The sequence below is a fragment of the Prauserella sediminis genome, assembly GCF_014195435.1.
GTDB lineage: Bacteria > Actinomycetota > Actinomycetes > Mycobacteriales > Pseudonocardiaceae > Prauserella > Prauserella salsuginis.
Genome location: NZ_JACIBS010000001.1, coordinates 2,103,092 through 2,122,796, shown reverse-complemented (window position 1 = coordinate 2,122,796; position 19,705 = coordinate 2,103,092). Strand labels below are relative to the sequence as shown.

The window sequence follows — 19,705 nt, the reverse complement described above, 5'->3', positions numbered from 1 at the left end:
CCCACAGCCGGCGTCCGTGGCGGCCCACGCCGAACGGCGGCAGCGATCAGAACCGCGGGTGGTCGCCCGACAGCACGGCACGCGGACCGTCGGCGGTGTCGCCGTCGGCCGTCTTGACCTCGCCGAGCACCCACGCGGGCACGTGCCGCGCGGTGAGCACGGCCAGTGCGCGGTCGACGTCCTCGGCCGCGACGACCGCGACCATGCCGACGCCCATGTTGAACGTCTTCTCCATCTCGGCCCGCTCGACCTTGCCGCGCTGCTGGATCACCGCGAACACGGGCGCGGGCGTCCACGAACCGCGGTCGAGGTGGGCGACGAGGCCCTGCGGCAGCACCCGTTCGAGGTTCGCCTCCAGACCGCCGCCGGTGATGTGCGAGAACGTGCGCACCCCCGCCTCGGCGACGAGCGCGAGGCAATCCTTGGCGTAGATACGGGTCGGTTCGAGCAGCTCCTCGCCGAGGGTGCGGCCGAGCTCCTCGACGTGCCCGTCCAGCGGCAGCCGCGCGATGTCCAGCAGCACGTGCCGCGCCAGCGAGTAGCCGTTGGAGTGCAGGCCGGACGAGCCCATCGCGATGACGACGTCGCCGGGACGGACGCGCTCGGGGCCGAGGACGTCTGCCGCTTCGACGGCACCGACGCCCGTGGCCGAGATGTCGTACTCGTGCTCGGCCATCATGCCGGGATGCTCGGCGGTCTCACCGCCCAGCAGCGCGCAGCCCGCCTGGACGCAGCCTTCGGAGATACCTTCCACGAGCGCGGAGACCCGCTCGGGCACGACCTTGCCGACGGCGATGTAGTCCTGCAGGAACAGCGGCTCGGCACCGGTCACGACGAGGTCGTCGACGACCATCGCGACCAGGTCGATGCCGACGGTGTCGTGCTTGTCCATCGCCTGCGCCACCGCGATCTTCGTGCCGACGCCGTCGGTGGACGACGCCAGCAGCGGTTCCTTCCAGCGGTCGAGCTTCAGCGAAAACAGGCCGGCGAACCCGCCGACACCGCCGACCACCTCCGGGCGGGTCGCACGCGCTGCGTGCGGCTTCAGCAGTTCGACGGCGTCGTCGCCCGCGTCGATGTCGACGCCTGCCGCGGCATACGTGGCACCGGCACCTTCGGTACCGGAGCCGTCAACGACCGGCTCCTGGCCAGACTCGCTCATCGGGACGCGGACTCCTCACTCGGCATTACTGACGGCGTGGTGTTCGGAAACCTACGGACGCCCGACGGCGTCCTCGGCACCGTACCCCGCACCCGCGACGGGCAGTTCCTGCGATGCACCGCCGAGGTTCTCGAGCATGTGCTTGCCGATGAGCGCCTCATCGGGCAGGGCCACGGGGTACTCGCCGTCGAAGCACGCCGCGCACACCCGGTTGCGCGGCTGTTCGGCCGCCGCGACGAGCGAGTCCACGGACGCGTAGCCGAGCGAATCGGCGCCGATGGCACGGCGGATCCCGTCGAGGTCGGCGCCGTTGGCGACGAGCTCGGCGCGCGAGGCGAAGTCGATCCCGTAGAAGCACGGCCAGCGCACCGGCGGCGAGGCGATCCGCACGTGGACCTCGACCGCGCCGGACTCACGCAGCATCCGCACCAACGCTCGCTGCGTGTTGCCGCGCACGATCGAGTCGTCGACCACGACGAGGCGTTTGCCGCGGATCACGTCGCGCAGCGGATTCAGCTTCAGCCGGATGCCCAGCTGGCGGATGGTCTGCGACGGCTGGATGAACGTGCGCCCGACGTAGCTGTTCTTGACCAGGCCCTGGCCGTAGGGGATGCCGGACGCCTGCGCGTAGCCGATCGCGGCGGGCGTGCCGGATTCGGGCACGGGAATGACCAGGTCGGCGTCGGCCGGGTATTCGTCGGCGAGCCTGCGGCCGATGTCGACACGCGTGGCGTGGACGCTGCGGCCGGAGATCGTCGTGTCGGGCCGCGCCAGGTAGACGTACTCGAAGATGCAGCCCTTCGGCTCCGGGTTGGCGAACCGCGTGGAGCGGATGCCGTCGGCGTCGATCGCGATGAGTTCGCCGGGCTCGACTTCGCGGACGAACGAGGCGCCGACGATGTCGAGTGCGGCGGTCTCGCTCGCGGCGACCCAGCCGCGCTCGAGGCGGCCGAGCACGAGCGGGCGGAATCCCTGCGGGTCGCGTGCGGCGTACAGCGTCGACTCGTCGGAGAACGTCAGGCAGAACGCGCCACGCAGGGACGGCAGCAGGGCGGCCGCCGCCGCCTCGATGCCCTGGTCGGCCGCGGTCGCCGCGAGCAGCCCGCAGATCAGGTCGGAGTCGGTGGTGGCGCCGTTCTTGCTGACGACGCCGAGTTCGCGGGCGCGCTCGTGCAGTTCGTGGGTGTTGACGAGGTTGCCGTTGTGGCCGAGCGCGATACCGCTGCCCGCGCCGGTGGTGCGGAACGTCGGCTGGGCGTTCTCCCAGCTGCTGCCACCGGTCGTGGAGTAGCGACAGTGCCCGACCGCCACGTGCCCCTGCAGCGACGACAGCGACTTCTCGTCGAACACCTGGCTGACGAGGCCGAGATCCTTGAACACCACCACGTGACGGCCGTCGCCCGCGGAGATCCCCGCTGCCTCCTGGCCGCGGTGCTGCAACGCGTAGAGCCCGTAGTAGGCCAGCTTGGCGACATCCTCGCCCGGTGCCCACACGCCGAACACGCCGCATTCCTCGCGGGGTTCGGCTTCGGGTTGGCCGTCGGGGTCGGTGACCGACGCCGGCGATGGTTCGTGGTGGTCGCCGAGCAGGTTGTCATGCCTGTCGTTGTGCACCGAGGGGCTCCCTGAGGACGAGAACGGGCCGCCTCCAGTCTAGTCCGCGGAGGCGGCCCGTTCGGGGTGAGATGGCGCTCAGACCGAGCGTCACAGCGACGAGGGGGGAGGTGCACTGCTCCGCCGCGGTCTGAGCGCCGACCAGGGGACACGGCGGCGAACCGGCCGTGTCGAGAAGCGGGACTCGCGATGATCGCGTTCGGAGCCCCGCATCCGGGTTGGCTTCGTCGTGTCGAGTTGTCGGTTCGGTCCGAGGGTCAGGCCGTGGCCTGCAGCCACTTCGCGCGGCCGGATCCGTTCGGCACCCAGCAGCCCTTGCCGGTCCGGACCGGTGCGATCGGCTCGGCGAACTGGTCGTCCGCCAGCTCCAGCAGCTCGTCGACGACGCGGTCCATGTCGCCATTGCGCTGCCACAGCACCTGCTTGGGCTCGAGGATGTTCGGCTCGTCGTAGGGCATCCGCGTGGCGGTGACGTCGTCCTCGGCGTCGAGCCTGACCACGTCCACCACGGCCTCGTGCATGCGCACACCGACGACCGTCACGAGGTCGCCGTTGGTGTCACGAGGGTGCACGAACCGGTAGCCCTTGCTGATGAGCCTGCCGAGGGCGGCCTCGACCTCGCTGGGGGCGAGTTCAGACGAGCATGTCATCGAACTCGCCGTCCTTCACGCCAGCGACGAAGGCTTCGATCTCCGCGCGGGTGTAGACGAGAGCAGGACCCTGAGGATCACGGGAGTTCCGTACGGCGACGTCACCGCCGACGAGCGGTGCCACCTCGACGCAGTTGCCCATCGCGCCGCTGTACCGGCTCTTGCGCCACTGAACGCCGGTGAGTAGCTCCGACGAGACGCCGTTCTCGATCCGCTGCATGATCCTCACCTTCCCGACTTTCAACCTTTGGAGGATGCATCTGCACGTGCATTGACGTGTGCACCGAAGTTAGCACGCGTTAGTGCTCGTGTGAATGCACGTGCAAAAGCCCGTGATGCACTTCGCCCGGATGCAACACAGCGCAGAAACCGCAGGTCAGGGCAAGCCCCAGGGAGGCGACGACTACTCGGCGTCGACGAGCGGGATCATGACTGCGACGAGCGGTTGATCTTTGTCGGCGAGCGGGTGAACGCAATGCGGACACCTGACTGAGGTTCACCCGTCACGGCGAATGGTGACGGACCGTAGCCGCCCATCGCTCCGCGTCACGCGCGCCGTGCGCACACCACGGGATGCGCGGCCACGAGCATCGGAGTGCGAACTCGGCGGCCGCGCCGCCGCCACCACCGGCCGGCAACCGGTCTGCCGACCGGCGACCGCCAGACCGCTAACCTTCAACCGCGAATCCCGGGTGTCGGCGAATCCGGGTGCCGGCGAGCCGGAGTGCCGGCGAGCTGGGGTGCCGACGAGCTCAGGTATCGGCGCGAGCCTTGAGCATCATCTGGCGCGAACGATCCGGCGTCTCGGCGTCGACGGCGAGCCGGTCGAGGGCACGTCCGATGAGCTCGACATCGTCGGACCGGTCGAGGTAGACGCCACCGGCGATGTGCTCGACATAACCGATGTTCGGCAGCTCCGGCTCGGAGAACCGCAACAAGGTGAACGAGCCCTCCGCGGCGTAGCCGCTGCGCTCGTACGGCACGACCTGCACGGTGATGTGCGGCATCGAGGTCAGCTCGATCACCTGGTCGAGCTGTGCCCGATGAACCTCGCGTCCACCGATCGGCCGATACAGCACCGATTCGTCGACGACGGCCCACAGCTTCGGCGCGTCCGGCCGGAACAGCAGCCGTTGCCTGCGCATCCGCAGCCGCACACGCGCATCGGCCGCCTCCGAGGCATGCTCCGGCAACCCGTGAGTCATGATCGCCCGCGCGTACTCCTTGGTCTGCAGCAGACCGGGGAAGAACTGCAGCTCGTAGGTCTGGATCCGCGCCGCGGCCTCTTCGAGCCCGACGTAGTCGTCGAACCATCGCGGCATGTAGTCGTTGAACTTCTGCCACCAGCCCGGCTGCGAGGACTGCTCCACCAGGTCCAGGAAGGTCGCCCGCTGCGTCTCGTCCTGCACGCCGTACAGCGTGAGCAGGTCTTCGACGTCGCGGCCCTTGAACTTCACCCGGCCCAGCTCGAGACGGCTGATCTTCGATTCGGAAGCGCGGATGTGGTAACCGGCGTCGGCGCGGGACAGCCCCACGGCCTCACGCAGCCTGCGCAGCTGGGAGCCGAGGATCATGCGCCGCGCCGTGGGGCCCTTGTCGTCGGAGGCGTCCGGCATCCCGGCACGGGGCGAAGGAACGCCGGTGGTGGACGGCCCGGTCGGCCACGAAGCCTCTGATCCGGGTGTCATATCGGTCGTTCCGTCCCCTTCATCCACAAATCGGTAACCCACACGTACCCGCTGCCAGCTGGAATGATCATCGTAACGCAGCAGATTCAACCGGACATTCAACGTAGGCGCCCCCGGCCGGGCTATCAAGTCCGACGGCGGCGATGCCGATGTTTACTCTCGCACGTTTGTCCGACTACCCTGTGTACGCTCCTTCCCCGAACGTGGCGTACCCAGTCGAAGGCGAGGTTCCCCTCACGTGTCCACCGGCCCCGTCCCGCAGACAGAACGCGTGCCCGTGGGGGTGGACCCCACCCGGGCGAGCATCGCGCGCGTCTACGACGCCTTCCTCGGCGGCAAGGACAACTACGAGATCGATCGGCAGGTTCGCGACGGTGTCCTCACCGAGGCCCCGTACGCGGCGCACATGGCGGTCGAGAACCGAGACTTCCTGATCCGCTCGGTGCGCTTCCTCGCGCAGCAGACCGGCATCACGCAGTACCTCGACTGTGGTTCCGGCCTGCCCACCGCGGAGAACACGCACCAGGTTGTTCAGCGCGTCAACCCGGACGCCGAGGTCGTCTACATCGACAACGACCCCGTGGTCCTCGCCCACGGCCGCGCGCTGCTGGAGGAGAACGACCACACCACGCTGGTCGACGCCGACATCTTCGCCCCCGAGGACGTGCTCGACAACGACGTCGTGCGTGCCCACATCGACTTCACGGAGCCGATCGCGCTGCTGCACATCGGCACGCTGCACCACTACGAGGGGCCCGCGGACAAACCCGCCGAGATCATGCGCCGCTATTACGAGCGCCTGCCCTCCGGGTCGTTCGTCGCGCTCAGCCACTTCCTCGACCCGGAGAACGAGCACACGCCGATGGCCCGGCGCGCCGAGGAGAAGTTCCGCCACAGTCCCATGGGTTCGGGCTCGTTCCGCACCATGGAGGAGATCCGCTCCCTGTTCGGCGACCTCGAGCTCGTCGAGCCCGGCGTCATCCGGCTCGCCGACTGGTGGCGGGACGGTCCACGGCTGACGCCGCTCAACGAGGCACAGCACTGCATCGCCGGAGGCGTCGCCCGCAAACCGTGACCGCGCGAACCGTGACGGGTGAGACCCCGCCGGGGCGCCGGATCACACGCGAACGACGGGAAGCCAGTGCGAGACGTCGGCGCGGGCCCCGGACGCGGCGACCAGACCGCGCTCGACGGCGTCCGTCCACTGCAGCCTGCCCGTCGCCAGTTCGAGCCAGGTGCGCGGATCGGTCTCGACCACGTTCGGCGGTGTGCCACGGGTGTGTCTCGGACCGTCGACACACTGGACGGCACCGAACGGCGGGACACGCACCTCGACGCTGTGCCCCGGGGCGACCGCCGCGAGGGTACGCAGGCTCAACCGGACTGCCGAGGCCAGTTTCTTGCGGTCCGGTTTTGCCGGAGCGGCGCCGTCCAACCAGGCGGTCACGCTCCGGACAGCCTCTCGTAACTCTTCGGGATCGACCGAGCGCGATGCGGGCATGTGTCCACACTAGAGTGGGCGTCGACCGGATGCGGCCGCCTCCACCCCGGGCGGCGTGAGGAGGGCCGCGAAGAGGTCATGCAGGCGGCGGAAATGCCGGCGGCAAGGGCAGTGAACGTGGAGAGCTACATGGAACAGCGGGACGACGCGAACCGGCTGGTACCGGGAGAGCCCCAGCACCGGCCGGGCCGCAATCCCAAGATCACCAAGGAGATGCGGGCCAACGCGCGAGCGAACCCGAACAGCTGGCTGTACGTGATCGACGAGGCGTTCGACCCGGCGGGACGCGTTCCCTCCTGGGCGGTCGTCGGTGCTTATCCGGTGAACAACGAAGGCGAGATCGTGGAGGACTTCCACCCCAACGACCGGTACCGGCCCTCCCCGAAGGCGCTCGGCTACCCGGAACCGGCGTCCGATCTGGAACGGCTGCTGCAACTGGTGCACACCAAGCACCGGCCCGCCGAGGACCTGCCGCCGGTGATCCTGGACGCGACGCTGTTCGTCTACGCACTCTCGCCCGTGCAGCGCACCGTGATCGGGTTCCACAACGCCGACGGGCGCATCCTGGTTCCCGCGTACACGCAGAAGTCGCTGGTGCCCGCGGAGTGGCCGCATGCGCGCGCGGTGCTCGGCCGCGACATCGTCGACCTGCTGGGCGAGCATCCGCTGGCGATCAACCCACACGATCTCGTCACGGCCGTGGTTCCGGCGCACCACCTGCGACACGCACGCGCACAGGAGCAGTGACGCCCCGGCGGCAGCGCCGAACGGCCGCGGCAGCCGGGGCAGGTGGTGGCGGCCGAACCGCCGCCGGTGAGATGGCGGCCGAACCGTGACGCCCCGGCGGCAGTGACCGTTCGGCGGAGCAGTGACGCCCCGGCGGCAATTGTTCGGCGGATCGGTGACGATCCGACGTCGGTGACCGTTCGGCGGCAATGCCGAGAACGATGCGTGACGACGGAAACCGTGCGGCGGTGCTCTATACCCGCCGGCCCGAAAAGAAAACCGGTCGTCACTCGAACGAATCACGACGAGCGTATTTCCCGCCGGAGAACATCACCCGAATAGCGCCAACTCATACTGCGAGTGGACCCCGCTGCCGTTCCAGCGGCAATTCCGGATGTACATCACCCACCCGCAGCGGAGTTTTCACGCCAACTAGTGACAAAGTTCGCGAACTCCTATAACAATCAACGCCCGAACGGCTACCTGCAGTAAGCCGTTCACAGCGAGGGCACATTGTGAAGGGATACGTCGCATGTCCACTGCACGAAGAATCCGGCGGCGGATGCGTACCGCCGTGGTGGCCGGTTCGGTCGGCGCGCTCCTGCTCGGCGCGCTGACGACGCCGGCAGGAGCCGCACGGTCGAACACCGGCGAGACCGATGCGTTCGAAATCGGCAACCACGCGATGGGGTCGCAGATCGCCAGGGTCGAGGGCGACAGTTCGTCGCCGGCCACCGAGGCACGGGCGATGCAGCCGCAAGGCGTCGGCGCGGACGGGAGGAAGGCACAGGCCACCGTCGCCGGCATCGACGTTGCCAGCCATCAGGGCAACGTCGACTGGGACCACTGGTGGGGCCAGGGCAAACGGTTCGCATACGTCAAGGCCACGGAGGCCACCAGTTACAAGAATCCGTACTTCGCCCAGCAGTACAACGGTTCGTACAACGTCGGCATGATCCGCGGTGCATACCACTTCGCGGTACCGAATTCGTCGTCCGGGCGAGCACAGGCGAACTACTTCGTCGACAACGGCGGCGGCTGGTCCGGCGACGGCAAGACCCTGCCCGGCGCTTTGGACATGGAGTACAACCCCTACGGCGACGACGCGTGCTACGGCCTGAACCAGGCGCAGATGGCGTCGTGGGTCCGCGACTTCCACGACACCTATCACTCGCGCACCGGGCGCTGGCCCGTGATCTACACGTCGACGAGCTGGTGGAACATGTGCGTCGGCTCGGCGCAGTCGTTCGGTGACACGGTGCCGCTGTGGGTCGCGCGGTACGCCGACTCGGTGGGTCCGCTGCCCAACGGCTGGGGTTTTCACACGTTCTGGCAGTACACCTCCAGTCCGCTCGACCAGAACTCGTTCAACGGCGCCTACGACAGGTTGCAGGCGCTCGCGAACGGCTGATCGACTCCGTTTCCGGCAGGCCCGGTGGTTGGTGCAGACCACCCGCCGGGCCTGTTCGTGTGACCGAACCGGCTGTCCGAACCTCGCGGTTCACGACAGCAGGGGAGGAATCGGCGCGCCGGATACCCCACCGCCGACGCGCTGGTCGCGGCCCTTGTTCGGCCACCAACCGTGGTGGCGGCGCGCTGATCGCGGCATTCGGCAACGGCCACAAGGCCAAGGGCCGAGGAGAACACCGGCGAGAATCGCCTATCGGAGTCGACCGGCAGTCACGGGCCGACAACCGGAATCACCGACATTCGCACCTGAGCCCGACCTTCGCCTCGGCCGGCCACTCGCGCAATTGCGGCGACAGCCAGGAGTCTCGACTGCCCGGTGGTTCCGTGAGCACCCGTGAAACCACCGGGGAACCACCGGGGAACCACGGCCGCGTGGCAGAATCCGCGCGGTCGTAACGCGAGCAGGAGGCCCCGGTGACGTATCCACCACAACCAGGACAGGGCTATGGCCAGGGCGGCTGGGAACAGCAGGGCCACGGCCAGCCGGGACAGGGCCAGCCCGGTCAGCAAGGCTTCCCCGGTCAGCAGGGCTACCCCGGTCAACAGGGATACCCCGGTCAGCACGGATATCCGGGCCAGCAGGGGTATCCGGGCCAGCAGGGTTACCAGGGACAGCAGGGGTATCCGGGATACGACCCGACCGGCCAGTACGGCATGCCCGGCGGTCCCGGTGGAGAACCGCCCAAGAAGAAGACGGGCCTGATCGTCGGCATCGCCCTCGGCACCGTGGCGCTGCTGTTCGGCGTCTTCGCTCTCCTCGCCTGGGTCGCACCCGGCTTCCTCCTCGCCGATGACGAAGACGACTCCGGTTCGGGCGGTTCCGGCGCGCAGGCCCTCGCCGAGAAGATCATGCAGGGCTTCAAGGATCAGGACAGTCAGGGCCTGCAGCAGCTCGTGTGCTCCGACGCCGAACCCATCGTCCAGGGCGTCATCCAGTCCGCGGCCCACGTACAGAGTGCCGAGCTCGGCGACGTCAAGGAGAACGGCAACCGCGCGACGGCCGACGGGACCGTCAACATCGAAGGCCAGGACGTCCCCGTCAGCGCGGGCCTGAAGAAGGACGGCGAGTCCTGGTGCTGGCAGTCGGTCGAGGTCTCCGGCATGAATCCGGGCGACATGAGCGCCGAGATGCCGGACCCGGCGGAGTCGAGCAGCGCGAGCGTCCCCGACTCCGACAGCGGCAGCACCGACGAGACCGGCAGTGGTGAATGGCGCACCAACATGGACAAGTTCATCAGCGCCATCAACTCCGGTGACAAGGAGGCGGCGAAGTCCGTGCTCTGCAGCGACGCGGACACCGGCAACGGCCTGCAGGAACTGATCGACGGCCCGACCCAGGTCCAGGAGGCCGACGTCGACGACAGCGGCACGTACTACGCGTACGTCTACTTGACCGGGACCGTCGGCGGCGAGCAGCTGACCGATGACACCAAGGTGAGCATCGAGAACTTCGACGAGACCGGATGGTGCGTCGACTCCGGCTTCACCTACTACGAGTGATCCTCCCCGCCCGCGGCGGCCGCACCGGACACGCGGCCGCCGCGGGCTCCTCGCACCTGTCCGGATCGCCGGAAGTTCCCGTCACCTGCGCAGAAGCTGTGCGACACTTCGACAGCTACAGCGCGAAGGGGACGACCGATGACATATCCACCGCAGCCCGGCCAGGGCGGTCAGCAGGGTGGCTGGGAGCAGCAGGGCTACGGTCAGCAGGGGAACCCCGGATGGCAGGGCTACCCGGGTCAGGGCTACCCGGGTCAGCAGGGATATCCCGGTCAGCCGGGTTACCAGGGACAGCAGGGGTATCCGGGATATGACCCGACCGGCCAGTACGGCATGTACTCGGCAGACCCGGGCGGTGGGCCGCCCAAGAAGAAGACCGGCCTGATCGTCGGCATCGCCCTCGGCACCGTGGCGCTGCTGTTCGGCGTCTTCGCGATTCTCGCCTGGGTCGCGCCCGGCTTCCTCCTCGCCGACGACGAAGACGACGGTGAGTCCGGTTCCGGCGCCCAAGCGCTGGCGGAGAAGATCGTTCAGGGCTTCAACGACCAGGACAGTCAGGGCCTGCAGCAGCTCGTGTGCTCCGACGCCGAACCCATCGTCCAGGGCGTAATCCAGTCAGCAGGATCAGTGCAGAGCGCCAAGCTCGGCAACGTCCAGGACAACGGCGACACCGCGACTGCCGAAGCCACGATCAACATCGAAGGCCAGGACGTACCCGCCAGTGCGGGCCTGAAGAACGACGGCGAGTCCTGGTGCTGGCAGTCGGTCGAGGTCTCCGGTATGGACCCCGGTGGTATGAGCCCCAGCACCGACATGGCGGAACCGGAGCCGTCGGACGTCGATGACTACCCGGCACCGGGCGGTGACGGCGACGACGAAGAGTGGCGAGGCAACGCCGATGAGTTCGTCAGCGCCGTCAACTCCGGCGACAAGCAGGCGGCGAATTCCATGCTCTGCGAGAACGCCCTGACGAGGGGCGGCCTCGAAGACCTCATCAACGGCCCGGCACAGGTCGAGCTGGGCGAGGCGAAGCTGAACAGCGACTACATGGCCTCGGTCACGATGTCAGGCACCGTCGGCGGGACCGAGATCAGCGACGGCTCGCGGCTCACACTGAACAACACCGAGGAGACCGAGCCGTGGTGTGTCGACATGGCGTTGGTCCTCGAGTACTGACCGGCAGATGAGCCGGGACGGCCGGGCGGTGGGTGCGGTGCCCGCTGCCCGGCCGCTCCGCATTCCGGGAACCGGGCGTGAGGTCCGGGGTCCGTGCCTACTCGACGCGCGATCACCGGAGTCGCGGCGGCGACGTGGCACAATCCTGCGGTCGATCACACGAGGGGGCGAGCGATGCCGTACAACACCGGGCCGTACCCGGCCGGTTCGTACGGGTACGGAGCCGGGCCGCACGGACCCGGGTACGGCCCCGAGCGGCCATACCCGGGCGGCGCCGGGCAGCAGCACGGTGCCGCGGCGGGCCACGGACAGCCGTACGGTGCGAGCCACGGAACGGCAGGCCCGCCAGGGACTCCACCGGCAGGGCCGCCGGGCAGTCCGCACTCGGGAGGTCCGGAACACGACGGGCAGCGGAGGCAGCAGCACCGTCCTGGCCCGGAAGCCTTCGCTCCCCCGCCGCGCGGCAACCGGCCCGCACGGCTCGCCGCGATCGCCGGGGCCGGAGCGGCCCTGCTCGTCGGAGTGTTCGCGTTCACGGCGTGGGTCGCGCCCGGTTTCCTCGCGGGCGGTGACGCGCGCGAGGAGGCAGGCGAGGGTGCCCGCAACGTCGCGCAGCGGATCATGACCGGGTTCGCCGGCCAGGACAGGACCGCGCTGCGGAAGCTGGCCTGTGAGGGTGCGGAACGTCCCGTCACGGCGGCGATCGAGCAGGCGCATCAGACGACAGGGGCACGTCTCACCGGCCCCGTCACCGTGCACAACGGTTCCGCCACTGTCCCGGGCCGCCTCACGATGAGCAGCGACCACGTCGACGTCGAGACCGTCCTCGAACAGCGCGGCGAAGCGTGGTGCTGGCAGTCGCTCACCGTGCCCGGGATCGAGCTGCGCAGCCCCCGCCCGACCGGCTGACGGAACGGCGGCACGGATCGCGGCGGTGGTAGCCAGACTGCCGTGTCGGCCAGACTGCCGTGTCGGCCAGACTGCCTGTCGATACGCGACCTGGGTCGACACGGGGCCATGTCGACATGACGACAGTGCAGACGTGTCGTGTGCCGGCCGATCGAACGTAGGCGCACCACGGCTGGGCCGTGATCGACTACGGTCACGAGCCGTGAAACGCCCGTGGTCGCCGGAATCCCGGCAGCGTTCGTCGGTCGCGCTGGCCGTCACGCTCGTGCTGGCCGTAGCAGCGGTACTGACCATCGGCGCCTGGCTCATCGCGGACCCCGGAACGCCGCGGAGCGACGCGCTGCGCACCGCGGGCCTCGCGGGCGGCGCGATCATCGCGCTGTACGCATTGTGGCTCAACGACCGCAGGCGCCGGGTCGAGGAAGCGCGGCACGCGCTCGAAGGTGACCGGGTCTCGGACGAGCGGTTCGCCCGGTCGGTCGAACTCCTCGGTCACGAAGCCGACCAGGTCCGGGTCGGCGCCATGCACGCGTTGGCGGGACTCGCGAAAGCCCGCAGGGACTACACGCAAACGGTGCTCGACGTGCTGTGCGCCTACCTCCGCAGGCCCTACGCGCATCCGCGATGGTCCGATTCGGACAGTCCCACATCCGAGGAGCACGAGGAGGCCGAGCGCGAACTACAGGTCCGACTGACGGCGCAGCGCCTCGTGCACCACCTACTATCCGAATCGGACGACCCGAACGGCATCGCCTACGATCTCGACCTCACCGGAGCCGCCGTCGAGTACCTCGATCTCTCGCGCCGTCGCATGGGCACGGTCGTGCTGCGGTACGCGTACCTGCACAGCGATTCGAATCTCAGCGGATGCGTGTTCACCGGACCGGTCTGGTTCACCCGTGGCCGCACCGGCACGGGACGACTGCAGGGCCGGTTCCGTTGCGAGGACGCGGTTTTCGAACAGCCAGCGACGTTCAGCCACGCGACGTTCAACTCGCTGGCCTCCTTCCGCCGCACCCGGTTCGCCGACGACTGTTCGTTCTCCGGGGTCGCGTTCAACGGCACGGCACGGTTCACCGAGGCGACTTTCCGCGAGCTGGACCTGCGCCGCGCGCGATTCGCCGGGGACGTCGACCTCCGCTGGCGCGAGGCGGTGGCCGTGTCGACGGAGGACACCACTGCCGATCCGGCGCACAGCATCGAGCTCCCCGAAGACTGGCACGCCGCACCGACTCGCAGCCGAACTGACGCCAGCGCCGAGCTGGTCCCACCGCAGAGCTGACCCCGCCGCCCACCGGACGGGCCGACGGGGCGGCCGACCTCGCGGGCGACCGGGACGTCCTCGCGGCCGGCATCGGAGGTGTGCACCACGATGCGGGAGGAATCCGGCGGTACCGCACCGTGGGGTGTGCTCACCGTGGCACAGTGACCGCGACCCAGTTGTGATGTTGCTGTGAAATCTGGGGCACGCGGAGACTCGTACCCGAGTGAGGACTACGGCTGCGGCTACTGAGCCCGTCCGGACCGCCTCACCGCACCGACGACGGCACCACCGGTCCGGACCGGCTCACCGCACCACCGAAGCGCCGGCCCTCGCCGCCGGTCCAGCCGCGCCGGACACGGAACCACAGCGGGCGGCCGCGAGTCGAACGTCCATAGCGCCATGACAGAGTGACCCGCAACAGGGTCACCCAGTCGAGGCAGATGCAATGACAGCAGCATTGCGTGACCAGCAGAGGGGGAGTCGTGACCTACCCACCCCGGCCCGGCCCTTACGGCCAGCAACCCGGCCCCTACGGCCAGCCCGGACCGCACCAGGGCGGGCCCCAGCCGGGCGGCTATCCCCAGCCGGGAGCACCCCAGCCCGGCGCACCCCAGCCGGGAGCGCCGCAGTCCGGCGGCTTTCCGCAGCAGGGCATGCCCCCGCAGGGTGGCGGCTATCCGCCGCCCGGACAGCCGCACGGCTTTCCGCAGGGCCCCGGCGGGTTCGACCAGCAGCCGAAGGGCAAGAAGACCGGCCTCATCGTCGGCGTCGCCGCCGCCGTCGCGCTGATCGCCGCAGTCCTCGTCACCGGCTTCTGGGCACCGGGATTCTTCGTGGGTGACGACACCGAGACGTCCGCGGACAGCGGAAACTCGGGCGACGACTCCGGCGGCACCGCTGACGACAGCTCCGGCAGCGACAGCGGTTCCGGCGGGCAGGACGGTGGCTTCGGCGACTCCGGTGACACGAACGGAACGGACTCCGGTGGCCTCGACGGCGGCGACGCCGGCGGCGCTCAGGCCACCGCGACGCAGTACGCAGCCGCACTGTCCGACCTCGACGTGCCCGGCATGGAGGAACTCGCCTGTGCCGGCAGCACGGACGTCGCACCGCAGGGCGAGGCGCCCGACGGCCTCCAGATCCAGGCCACGGTCGCCGAGGTCGACGAGACCTCGGCCGACAAGGCGTCGGCGAAGCTCAACATGCAGGTAACGTCCGGCGACCACTCCGCGAACATGCAGGCCGACCTGACACTCGAGAATCAGGGCGGCTGGTGCATCTCCGACATCGAGGCGGACAGCGGCTCCGGATCCGGCTCCGGCTTCTGACGCGGCCCGCCGCGACCACCTCGCCGTCCTCGCCGGCGGCGAGGACGGCGAGGTGGTCGTCGAGGTCGTCGTCGTAACTCGCATCCGGGCGACGACGGTGCACGAGGACTGCACCACCCTCCTGCGGGACGGAACGTGGTCGGCCGGGCACACACGGGGAGCTCACGCCCGTGGAGACGATCTTGGGAACCCGGCCGGGGTACCGGCCCGTCCAAGTCGTTGCATATGAAGTAGTTTCACTGTCCGTTGGACGTCGGAAGACGCACGCGCGCGCGAGGAAATGGGAGCCCGCCATGACGTACCCACCCCAGCCCGGTCAGCCCGACCCGTACGGGGGGCAGCCCGGCCAGCAGCCAGGTGGCTACCCCCAGTCCGGCGGTTTCCCCCAGCAGGGCGGATACCCGGGCCAGGGCGGCTATCCACAGCAGGGCCAGCCCCCGCAGGGCGGCCCCCAGCAGCCGTACGGCCAGCAGGGCCAGTACGGCCAGCAGCCCTACGGTCAACAGCCCTACGGCCAGCAGCCGTACGGCCAGCCGCAGCAGGGCTACCCGCAGCAGGGCGGCTTCGGCGAGCCGCCGAAGAAGAACAAGACCGGCCTCATCGCCGGCATCGGCGGGGGCGCCGTCGTGGTCATCGCCGCGTTCGTCATCACCGCGTTCTGGGCACCGGGATTCCTCACCGGCGACAGCCCCGACGACGTGGCCGAGAAGGCCGTCGAGGCGCTCAACAACAAGGACGTGGACGTGCTCAAGGAGGTCGCGTGCAGCGCGGAGTCGGCCGGCGACGTCAGTCAGCTTGAGGACATGCCCGACGAGATGACCATGACGTTCGCGGTCACCGGCGACTCCACGGAGGACGGCGACGAGGCACGCGTCCCGATCAAGCTCGACGTCCAGTACCAGGGCAAGAGCAACACCAGCCAGGGCGAGCTCATCCTGAAGGACCAGGACGGCTGGTGCATCGACGACATCGAGGACGCCAACCAGTAAGCCGGGGGCGCTCCCTTCCGCGGCCGGCGACCTCCCGGATCTCCGGACGCGGACACCGGTGCCACGCATCGGCCCGGCTCGGCTCGGCGTTCGACGCGGACAAGGACAGGAACACGTCGGCCCACCGGCGAATGCCGTGTTCAGGGAGCTGCAGTCAGGAGGTGAGCCGCTCGGCGCGCAACGCCGAGCGGCGCATCTTCCCCGTGTCGTCCCGCAGCGGTTCGTGCACGATCTCGATACTCTTCGGCCGCTTGTGCGGAGCCAGCCGCGCACCGGCGTGTGCCGCGATCTCCGCAGCCGACACGGCATCGCCGTCGGGTGTTTCGACGATGGCGTGTACACGGTTGCCGGTATCCGGATCGGGAAGTCCGATCACGGCGCTGGAAAGCACGGCCGGATGCTCGACGAGTGCGTTCTCGACCTCGGCGGGGTAGATGTTCACCCCGCCGGCGATGATCATGTCGGAAAGACGATCGTGCAGGTAGAGGTACCCGTCCTCGTCGAACTCGCCCACGTCTCCGAGTGATTCCCAGCCGTCGAGTTCTTTCGCCTCCGCGCCGATGTACCGGTACGGTTCGGGGCTCTCCGGGGCCGGCCGCAGGTAGATCTCACCCGGCGTTCGGGGTGTCGTCACCTCGGCGCCGTCGACGTCCACGATCTTGATCTCGCCCCACGTGGTGCGGCCCACCGTTCCGGGATGGGCCAGCCACTCGCGGCCGTTCACCGTGCATCCCGCCTGCGCCTCGGTGCCGCCGTAGAGCTCCCAGATCACGTCCGCGCCGAGCCAGTCGATCCACGCCCGTTTCAACCACGGCGGGCACGGCTCGGCGACGTGCCACACGGACCTCAGCCCGGACAGGCCGCAGCGCTGCTTGACCTCGTCGGGGAGAGCGTGGATCCGGCGCATCATCGTCGGTACGAGATAGAGCCAGCTGATCGCGTGGCGGCTCACCTCCTCGAGCGTGCCCGCGGGGTCGAACTTCCGCATCAGCGTGACCGTGGCGCCCGTGAACAGGCCTGCCATGGCCGTGCCGAACGGCGCGTTGTGGTGCAGGGGCGCGGGTACGAGGAGCCGGTCCTCCGGTCGGATGCCCCAGACCTCCGCGTCGAAGGCTCGGTACGTCGCGGGCTTGCCGGACAGGATGATCTTCGGGCGGCCGGTCGAGCCGCCGGAGGTGGGCGCTTTCCACGACGGTGCGACCACAGTGGGCAGATCCTCGTCCGTGGCACCGAGTTCTCGAAGCCGGTCCACAGTGGTCGCACCGGGAACGCCGGAACGTTCGGTGTCCACGACGACCGCAGCAGGCTCGGCCAGTGCGAGGATCTCGTCCCGTTCCCGCTCGGTCAGCGTGGTCGACAGCGGCTGGGGAATCGCGCCCACCTTGTAGCAGGCGAACGCCGACACGATCATGTCGACGCCGCCCGGCAGCGCGAGCGTGACGATGCGGCCGATCGACACCCCGCAGCGTCGCAACCCGTGGGCGACACGGTTGCTCGCGCGGTGCAGTTCGGCCCAGGTCAGCTCGTCGCCGCCGCAACGGACCGCGACGGTGTTCGGCATGACGCCGGCGTGGTACTTCGGGACGTCACACAGCGGAAACTCTTCGGGTGGCATGAGAATGCGAACCTTTCGCCGGGATGACGAGTCGTGGCACAGCTGCCGTGGCTCGGTCATTGCGTGGCCGAATGCGCTTCGGCGTCGTCGACATCGTGGCGGAGCCAGGTGTGGTAGACCCACGCGAACAGCAGCGGGCCGACCACGCTGGTCAGGGGCCAGATCACGTAGACGAACACGGCCGTCGACGCCGGTAGGCCACCGATGACCCCGCTGCTGTGCAGCGTCGCGTTCGACACGACGAACAGCATCGTCAGCACCGCCCCGAAGGACACGATGCGGGCCGTCGCTCCCGGTTTCCATTCGTCGCGCCGGTTGAGCGACCCCATCAGCATGAAGACAGTCACCAGACTGGGGATCGCGTAGTACACCAGGTGCCAGACGTCGAAGACCACTCCGACGGTGACGCCCGTGACGACCACGAATATCGCGGCGACCAACGCGTCCGTGCGATCGATACTCATTCGGACATCCTTAGGTGGAGGGTTGGCGCGAGCGTGGTGTGCCGCTACTCGGCGGCGGTCGACGTCGGTGACCGCATGTCGTGCATCTCGGTGAATCGATCGGCGCATGCGCGGGACGGTAGGGCCACCGAGACGACGATGAAGATCAGGATTCCCACGACGGTGATGAAGCCACCGGCCTCGATGTAGTCGGGAATCGTAATGATCTCCTGCGACGTGAGGGCCGTGGTGACCAGGTTCGCGACGATGCCGAAGGAGATCGCGACGGCGGTGGCGAGCCCGGTCGCCCGTCGCCAGTACAGCCCGAGCGCGAGCGGCCCGAAGATCGCGGCCGCGAAGGCGGCGAATCCGAGGGCGCCCAACAGGAACACCACCTGCGACAGGTAGAGCGTGAACACCAGGGCGCACGCCACCACGAACACGCTCGCGAAACGTGCCCAGCGCACCTCGTTGCGCACGGTGATGCCGAGTGCGCCGGTGAGGTCCCGCATCAGCGAGGAGGCGCCGATGGCGATGAAGGAGTTGGAGCTCGACATGATGGCGGCGAGCAGCCCGGCGAGCACGAACCCGGCGAACACCGGCGAGACCATGTTGTCCAGGAACCACGTGGCGGTGTTGTCGACGTTCTCGAGTTCCGGCGCCCGCCCCTGGATCGTGAGTGCACGCACCGACAGTCCGACGCCGAGCGCGAACAGCGTCGTGATGCCGTATGCCAGTGCGGCCACGAGCGCGCCCCATTTCAGTTCCGAGGACGACCGCAGCATCAGGAACTTGGTGATGAGCTGCGGTTGCGCGGCGATACCGAGGATCGCGAGCAGGACGAAGGTGTAGACGTAGGTGAGCGGCTGCGAGGCGTCCAGACGGAGGAAGTCGAGGTCGTAGTTGCTGATGGTGGTGAGCATGGAGCCCCAGCCGCCGACGGTGCCGGTGGCCACGAAGAAGGCGCCCACCGACAGTCCGACCATGAGCAGCCCCTGGATGAAGTCGGTCCAGGCACCGGCCAGCATCCCGCCCGCGACCGTGTACACCGCCACGACCGCCGAGCCGATGATCGCACCGGTGGACACCGAGGTGTCGAAGATGAGACTCACGATGACGCCCGTGGCGGTGACCTGCGCGGTCATGTACGCGACCGAGCCGACGAACATCGCGACGGACATGGACACGTGAGCCGCCTTCCCGGGATACCGGATGCGGATCACGTCGGGTACCGAGTACACCTCGTACTTCCGCGCCAGCCGGTACAGCCGGGACCCGAGCAGGAACCAGGAAAGCGCGAACGCCAACGGCACGAGGAACGCAGCCGCCACTAGCGCCTGCACACCCCACGAATAGGTGTTGGCGGTGTGGCCGATCATGCCGAACCCGCTCTGGATGGACGAGAACGTGCCGATCGCCATCACGAAGAAGCCGAGCGTCTGACCGGCCACCAGAAAGTCCTTTGAGGACTTGATGCGAGATTTCGCCCAGTACCCGATGGCGAACATGAGCAGGAAGTACACCAGCATGATGACGACGACTGGGGTCATTCGACGATCCTCCGCGGTGAAGATGGTTGGGCACTTCGGGCGAGTACGTGCCGGCGACGGCGGTGCTCGTGCGGACGGCACGCTGCGATGGTCACCGCCTCCGGTCTTGCGGTGTTGCGG

The 19,705-nt window shown here is 68.8% G+C and carries 18 protein-coding genes; 9 read left to right on the top strand and 9 right to left on the bottom strand.

Features of this window, described 5'->3' with window-relative positions; genetic code table 11:
- Positions 1 to 46: 46 nt before the first annotated feature.
- From purM to FB384_RS09625, 5 genes are all read right to left on the bottom strand, one after another.
- Positions 47 to 1,162 carry a phosphoribosylformylglycinamidine cyclo-ligase gene (gene purM / locus FB384_RS09645; protein ID WP_183781694.1) on the bottom strand — a complete coding sequence of 372 codons (1,116 nt, stop codon included), beginning with the start codon at positions 1,160 to 1,162 and terminating at the stop codon, positions 47 to 49.
- A gap of 51 nt (positions 1,163 to 1,213) precedes the next feature.
- Positions 1,214 to 2,752 carry an amidophosphoribosyltransferase gene (purF, locus tag FB384_RS09640; RefSeq protein WP_183785267.1) on the bottom strand — a complete coding sequence of 513 codons (1,539 nt, stop codon included), beginning with the start codon at positions 2,750 to 2,752 and terminating at the stop codon, positions 1,214 to 1,216.
- 281 nt (positions 2,753 to 3,033) lie between these two features.
- Positions 3,034 to 3,426, bottom strand: coding sequence for a hypothetical protein (locus FB384_RS09635; RefSeq protein ID WP_183781692.1), 393 nt, complete (start codon positions 3,424 to 3,426; stop codon positions 3,034 to 3,036).
- Positions 3,410 to 3,646 carry a DUF397 domain-containing protein gene (locus FB384_RS09630; RefSeq protein ID WP_221212685.1) on the bottom strand — a complete coding sequence of 79 codons (237 nt, stop codon included), beginning with the start codon at positions 3,644 to 3,646 and terminating at the stop codon, positions 3,410 to 3,412. Before FB384_RS09630 ends, FB384_RS09635 begins: the two co-directional genes overlap by 17 nt.
- 532 nt (positions 3,647 to 4,178) lie before the next feature.
- Positions 4,179 to 5,042 carry a helix-turn-helix domain-containing protein gene (locus FB384_RS09625; RefSeq protein WP_228725997.1) on the bottom strand — a complete coding sequence of 288 codons (864 nt, stop codon included), beginning with the start codon at positions 5,040 to 5,042 and terminating at the stop codon, positions 4,179 to 4,181.
- 349 nt (positions 5,043 to 5,391) lie between these two features.
- Between FB384_RS09625 and FB384_RS09620 the strand changes: the two genes are divergently transcribed.
- Positions 5,392 to 6,189 carry an SAM-dependent methyltransferase gene (locus tag FB384_RS09620; RefSeq protein ID WP_183785261.1) on the top strand — a complete coding sequence of 266 codons (798 nt, stop codon included), beginning with the start codon at positions 5,392 to 5,394 and terminating at the stop codon, positions 6,187 to 6,189.
- A 42-nt stretch (positions 6,190 to 6,231) separates the two neighbouring features.
- Here FB384_RS09620 and FB384_RS09615 read toward each other — a convergent pair whose 3' ends face one another.
- Positions 6,232 to 6,615 (bottom strand): sterol carrier family protein, encoded by a 384-nt coding sequence (locus FB384_RS09615; RefSeq protein ID WP_183781689.1) that lies wholly within the window; start codon positions 6,613 to 6,615, stop codon positions 6,232 to 6,234.
- Positions 6,616 to 6,744: 129 nt separating this feature from the next.
- Between FB384_RS09615 and FB384_RS09610 the strand changes: the two genes are divergently transcribed.
- From FB384_RS09610 to FB384_RS09575, 8 genes are all read left to right on the top strand, one after another.
- Positions 6,745 to 7,362 carry a type VII secretion system-associated protein gene (locus FB384_RS09610; protein ID WP_183781686.1) on the top strand — a complete coding sequence of 206 codons (618 nt, stop codon included), beginning with the start codon at positions 6,745 to 6,747 and terminating at the stop codon, positions 7,360 to 7,362.
- A gap of 511 nt (positions 7,363 to 7,873) precedes the next feature.
- On the top strand, positions 7,874 to 8,752 hold the full coding sequence (locus FB384_RS09605; RefSeq protein ID WP_183781684.1) for a lysozyme: 879 nt from the start codon (positions 7,874 to 7,876) through the stop codon (positions 8,750 to 8,752).
- 473 nt (positions 8,753 to 9,225) lie between these two features.
- Positions 9,226 to 10,311: a hypothetical protein gene (locus tag FB384_RS09600; RefSeq protein WP_183781680.1), complete on the top strand. Its 1,086-nt coding sequence runs from the start codon at positions 9,226 to 9,228 to the stop codon at positions 10,309 to 10,311.
- Positions 10,312 to 10,449: 138 nt separating this feature from the next.
- Positions 10,450 to 11,487: a hypothetical protein gene (locus FB384_RS09595; protein WP_183781677.1), complete on the top strand. Its 1,038-nt coding sequence runs from the start codon at positions 10,450 to 10,452 to the stop codon at positions 11,485 to 11,487.
- Positions 11,488 to 11,661: 174 nt separating this feature from the next.
- Complete coding sequence (locus FB384_RS09590) at positions 11,662 to 12,396, top strand: hypothetical protein (RefSeq protein ID WP_183781674.1); 735 nt, start codon at positions 11,662 to 11,664, stop codon at positions 12,394 to 12,396.
- A 202-nt stretch (positions 12,397 to 12,598) separates the two neighbouring features.
- Positions 12,599 to 13,678 carry a pentapeptide repeat-containing protein gene (locus FB384_RS09585; RefSeq protein ID WP_258936829.1) on the top strand — a complete coding sequence of 360 codons (1,080 nt, stop codon included), beginning with the start codon at positions 12,599 to 12,601 and terminating at the stop codon, positions 13,676 to 13,678.
- A 443-nt stretch (positions 13,679 to 14,121) separates the two neighbouring features.
- Entirely contained in the window at positions 14,122 to 14,988 is an 867-nt protein-coding gene (locus FB384_RS09580) for a DUF2076 domain-containing protein (RefSeq protein WP_221212684.1), read from the top strand.
- Between the two features lie 293 nt (positions 14,989 to 15,281).
- On the top strand, positions 15,282 to 15,977 hold the full coding sequence (locus FB384_RS09575) for a hypothetical protein (protein ID WP_183781668.1): 696 nt from the start codon (positions 15,282 to 15,284) through the stop codon (positions 15,975 to 15,977).
- Between the two features lie 154 nt (positions 15,978 to 16,131).
- On the opposite strand, the gene FB384_RS09570 is transcribed toward FB384_RS09575, so the two are convergent.
- From FB384_RS09570 to FB384_RS09560, 3 genes are read right to left on the bottom strand one after another with little or no spacing between them, the layout of a single operon-like run.
- Entirely contained in the window at positions 16,132 to 17,592 is a 1,461-nt protein-coding gene (locus FB384_RS09570; RefSeq protein WP_183781665.1) for an AMP-binding protein, read from the bottom strand.
- A 56-nt stretch (positions 17,593 to 17,648) separates the two neighbouring features.
- The gene (locus tag FB384_RS09565; RefSeq protein ID WP_183781662.1) at positions 17,649 to 18,056 is read right to left on the bottom strand and encodes a hypothetical protein; all 408 of its coding nucleotides are present in this window, start codon (positions 18,054 to 18,056) and stop codon (positions 17,649 to 17,651) included.
- Positions 18,057 to 18,100: 44 nt separating this feature from the next.
- Positions 18,101 to 19,585, bottom strand: coding sequence for a sodium:solute symporter family protein (locus FB384_RS09560; protein WP_183781658.1), 1,485 nt, complete (start codon positions 19,583 to 19,585; stop codon positions 18,101 to 18,103).
- Positions 19,586 to 19,705 lie beyond the last annotated feature (120 nt).

Coding starts and splice junctions, on each gene's coding strand:
- purM (WP_183781694.1), bottom strand. CDS start 1,162: ATGAGCGAGTCTGGCCAGGAGCCGGTCGTTGACGGCTCCGGTACCGAA.
- FB384_RS09635 (WP_183781692.1), bottom strand. CDS start 3,426: ATGACATGCTCGTCTGAACTCGCCCCCAGCGAGGTCGAGGCCGCCCTC.
- FB384_RS09630 (WP_221212685.1), bottom strand. CDS start 3,646: ATGCAGCGGATCGAGAACGGCGTCTCGTCGGAGCTACTCACCGGCGTT.
- FB384_RS09625 (WP_228725997.1), bottom strand. CDS start 5,042: ATGCCGGACGCCTCCGACGACAAGGGCCCCACGGCGCGGCGCATGATC.
- FB384_RS09615 (WP_183781689.1), bottom strand. CDS start 6,615: ATGCCCGCATCGCGCTCGGTCGATCCCGAAGAGTTACGAGAGGCTGTC.
- FB384_RS09610 (WP_183781686.1), top strand. CDS start 6,745: ATGGAACAGCGGGACGACGCGAACCGGCTGGTACCGGGAGAGCCCCAG.
- FB384_RS09605 (WP_183781684.1), top strand. CDS start 7,874: ATGTCCACTGCACGAAGAATCCGGCGGCGGATGCGTACCGCCGTGGTG.
- FB384_RS09595 (WP_183781677.1), top strand. CDS start 10,450: ATGACATATCCACCGCAGCCCGGCCAGGGCGGTCAGCAGGGTGGCTGG.
- FB384_RS09590 (WP_183781674.1), top strand. CDS start 11,662: ATGCCGTACAACACCGGGCCGTACCCGGCCGGTTCGTACGGGTACGGA.
- FB384_RS09575 (WP_183781668.1), top strand. CDS start 15,282: ATGACGTACCCACCCCAGCCCGGTCAGCCCGACCCGTACGGGGGGCAG.
- FB384_RS09570 (WP_183781665.1), bottom strand. CDS start 17,592: ATGCCACCCGAAGAGTTTCCGCTGTGTGACGTCCCGAAGTACCACGCC.
- FB384_RS09565 (WP_183781662.1), bottom strand. CDS start 18,056: ATGAGTATCGATCGCACGGACGCGTTGGTCGCCGCGATATTCGTGGTC.
- FB384_RS09560 (WP_183781658.1), bottom strand. CDS start 19,585: ATGACCCCAGTCGTCGTCATCATGCTGGTGTACTTCCTGCTCATGTTC.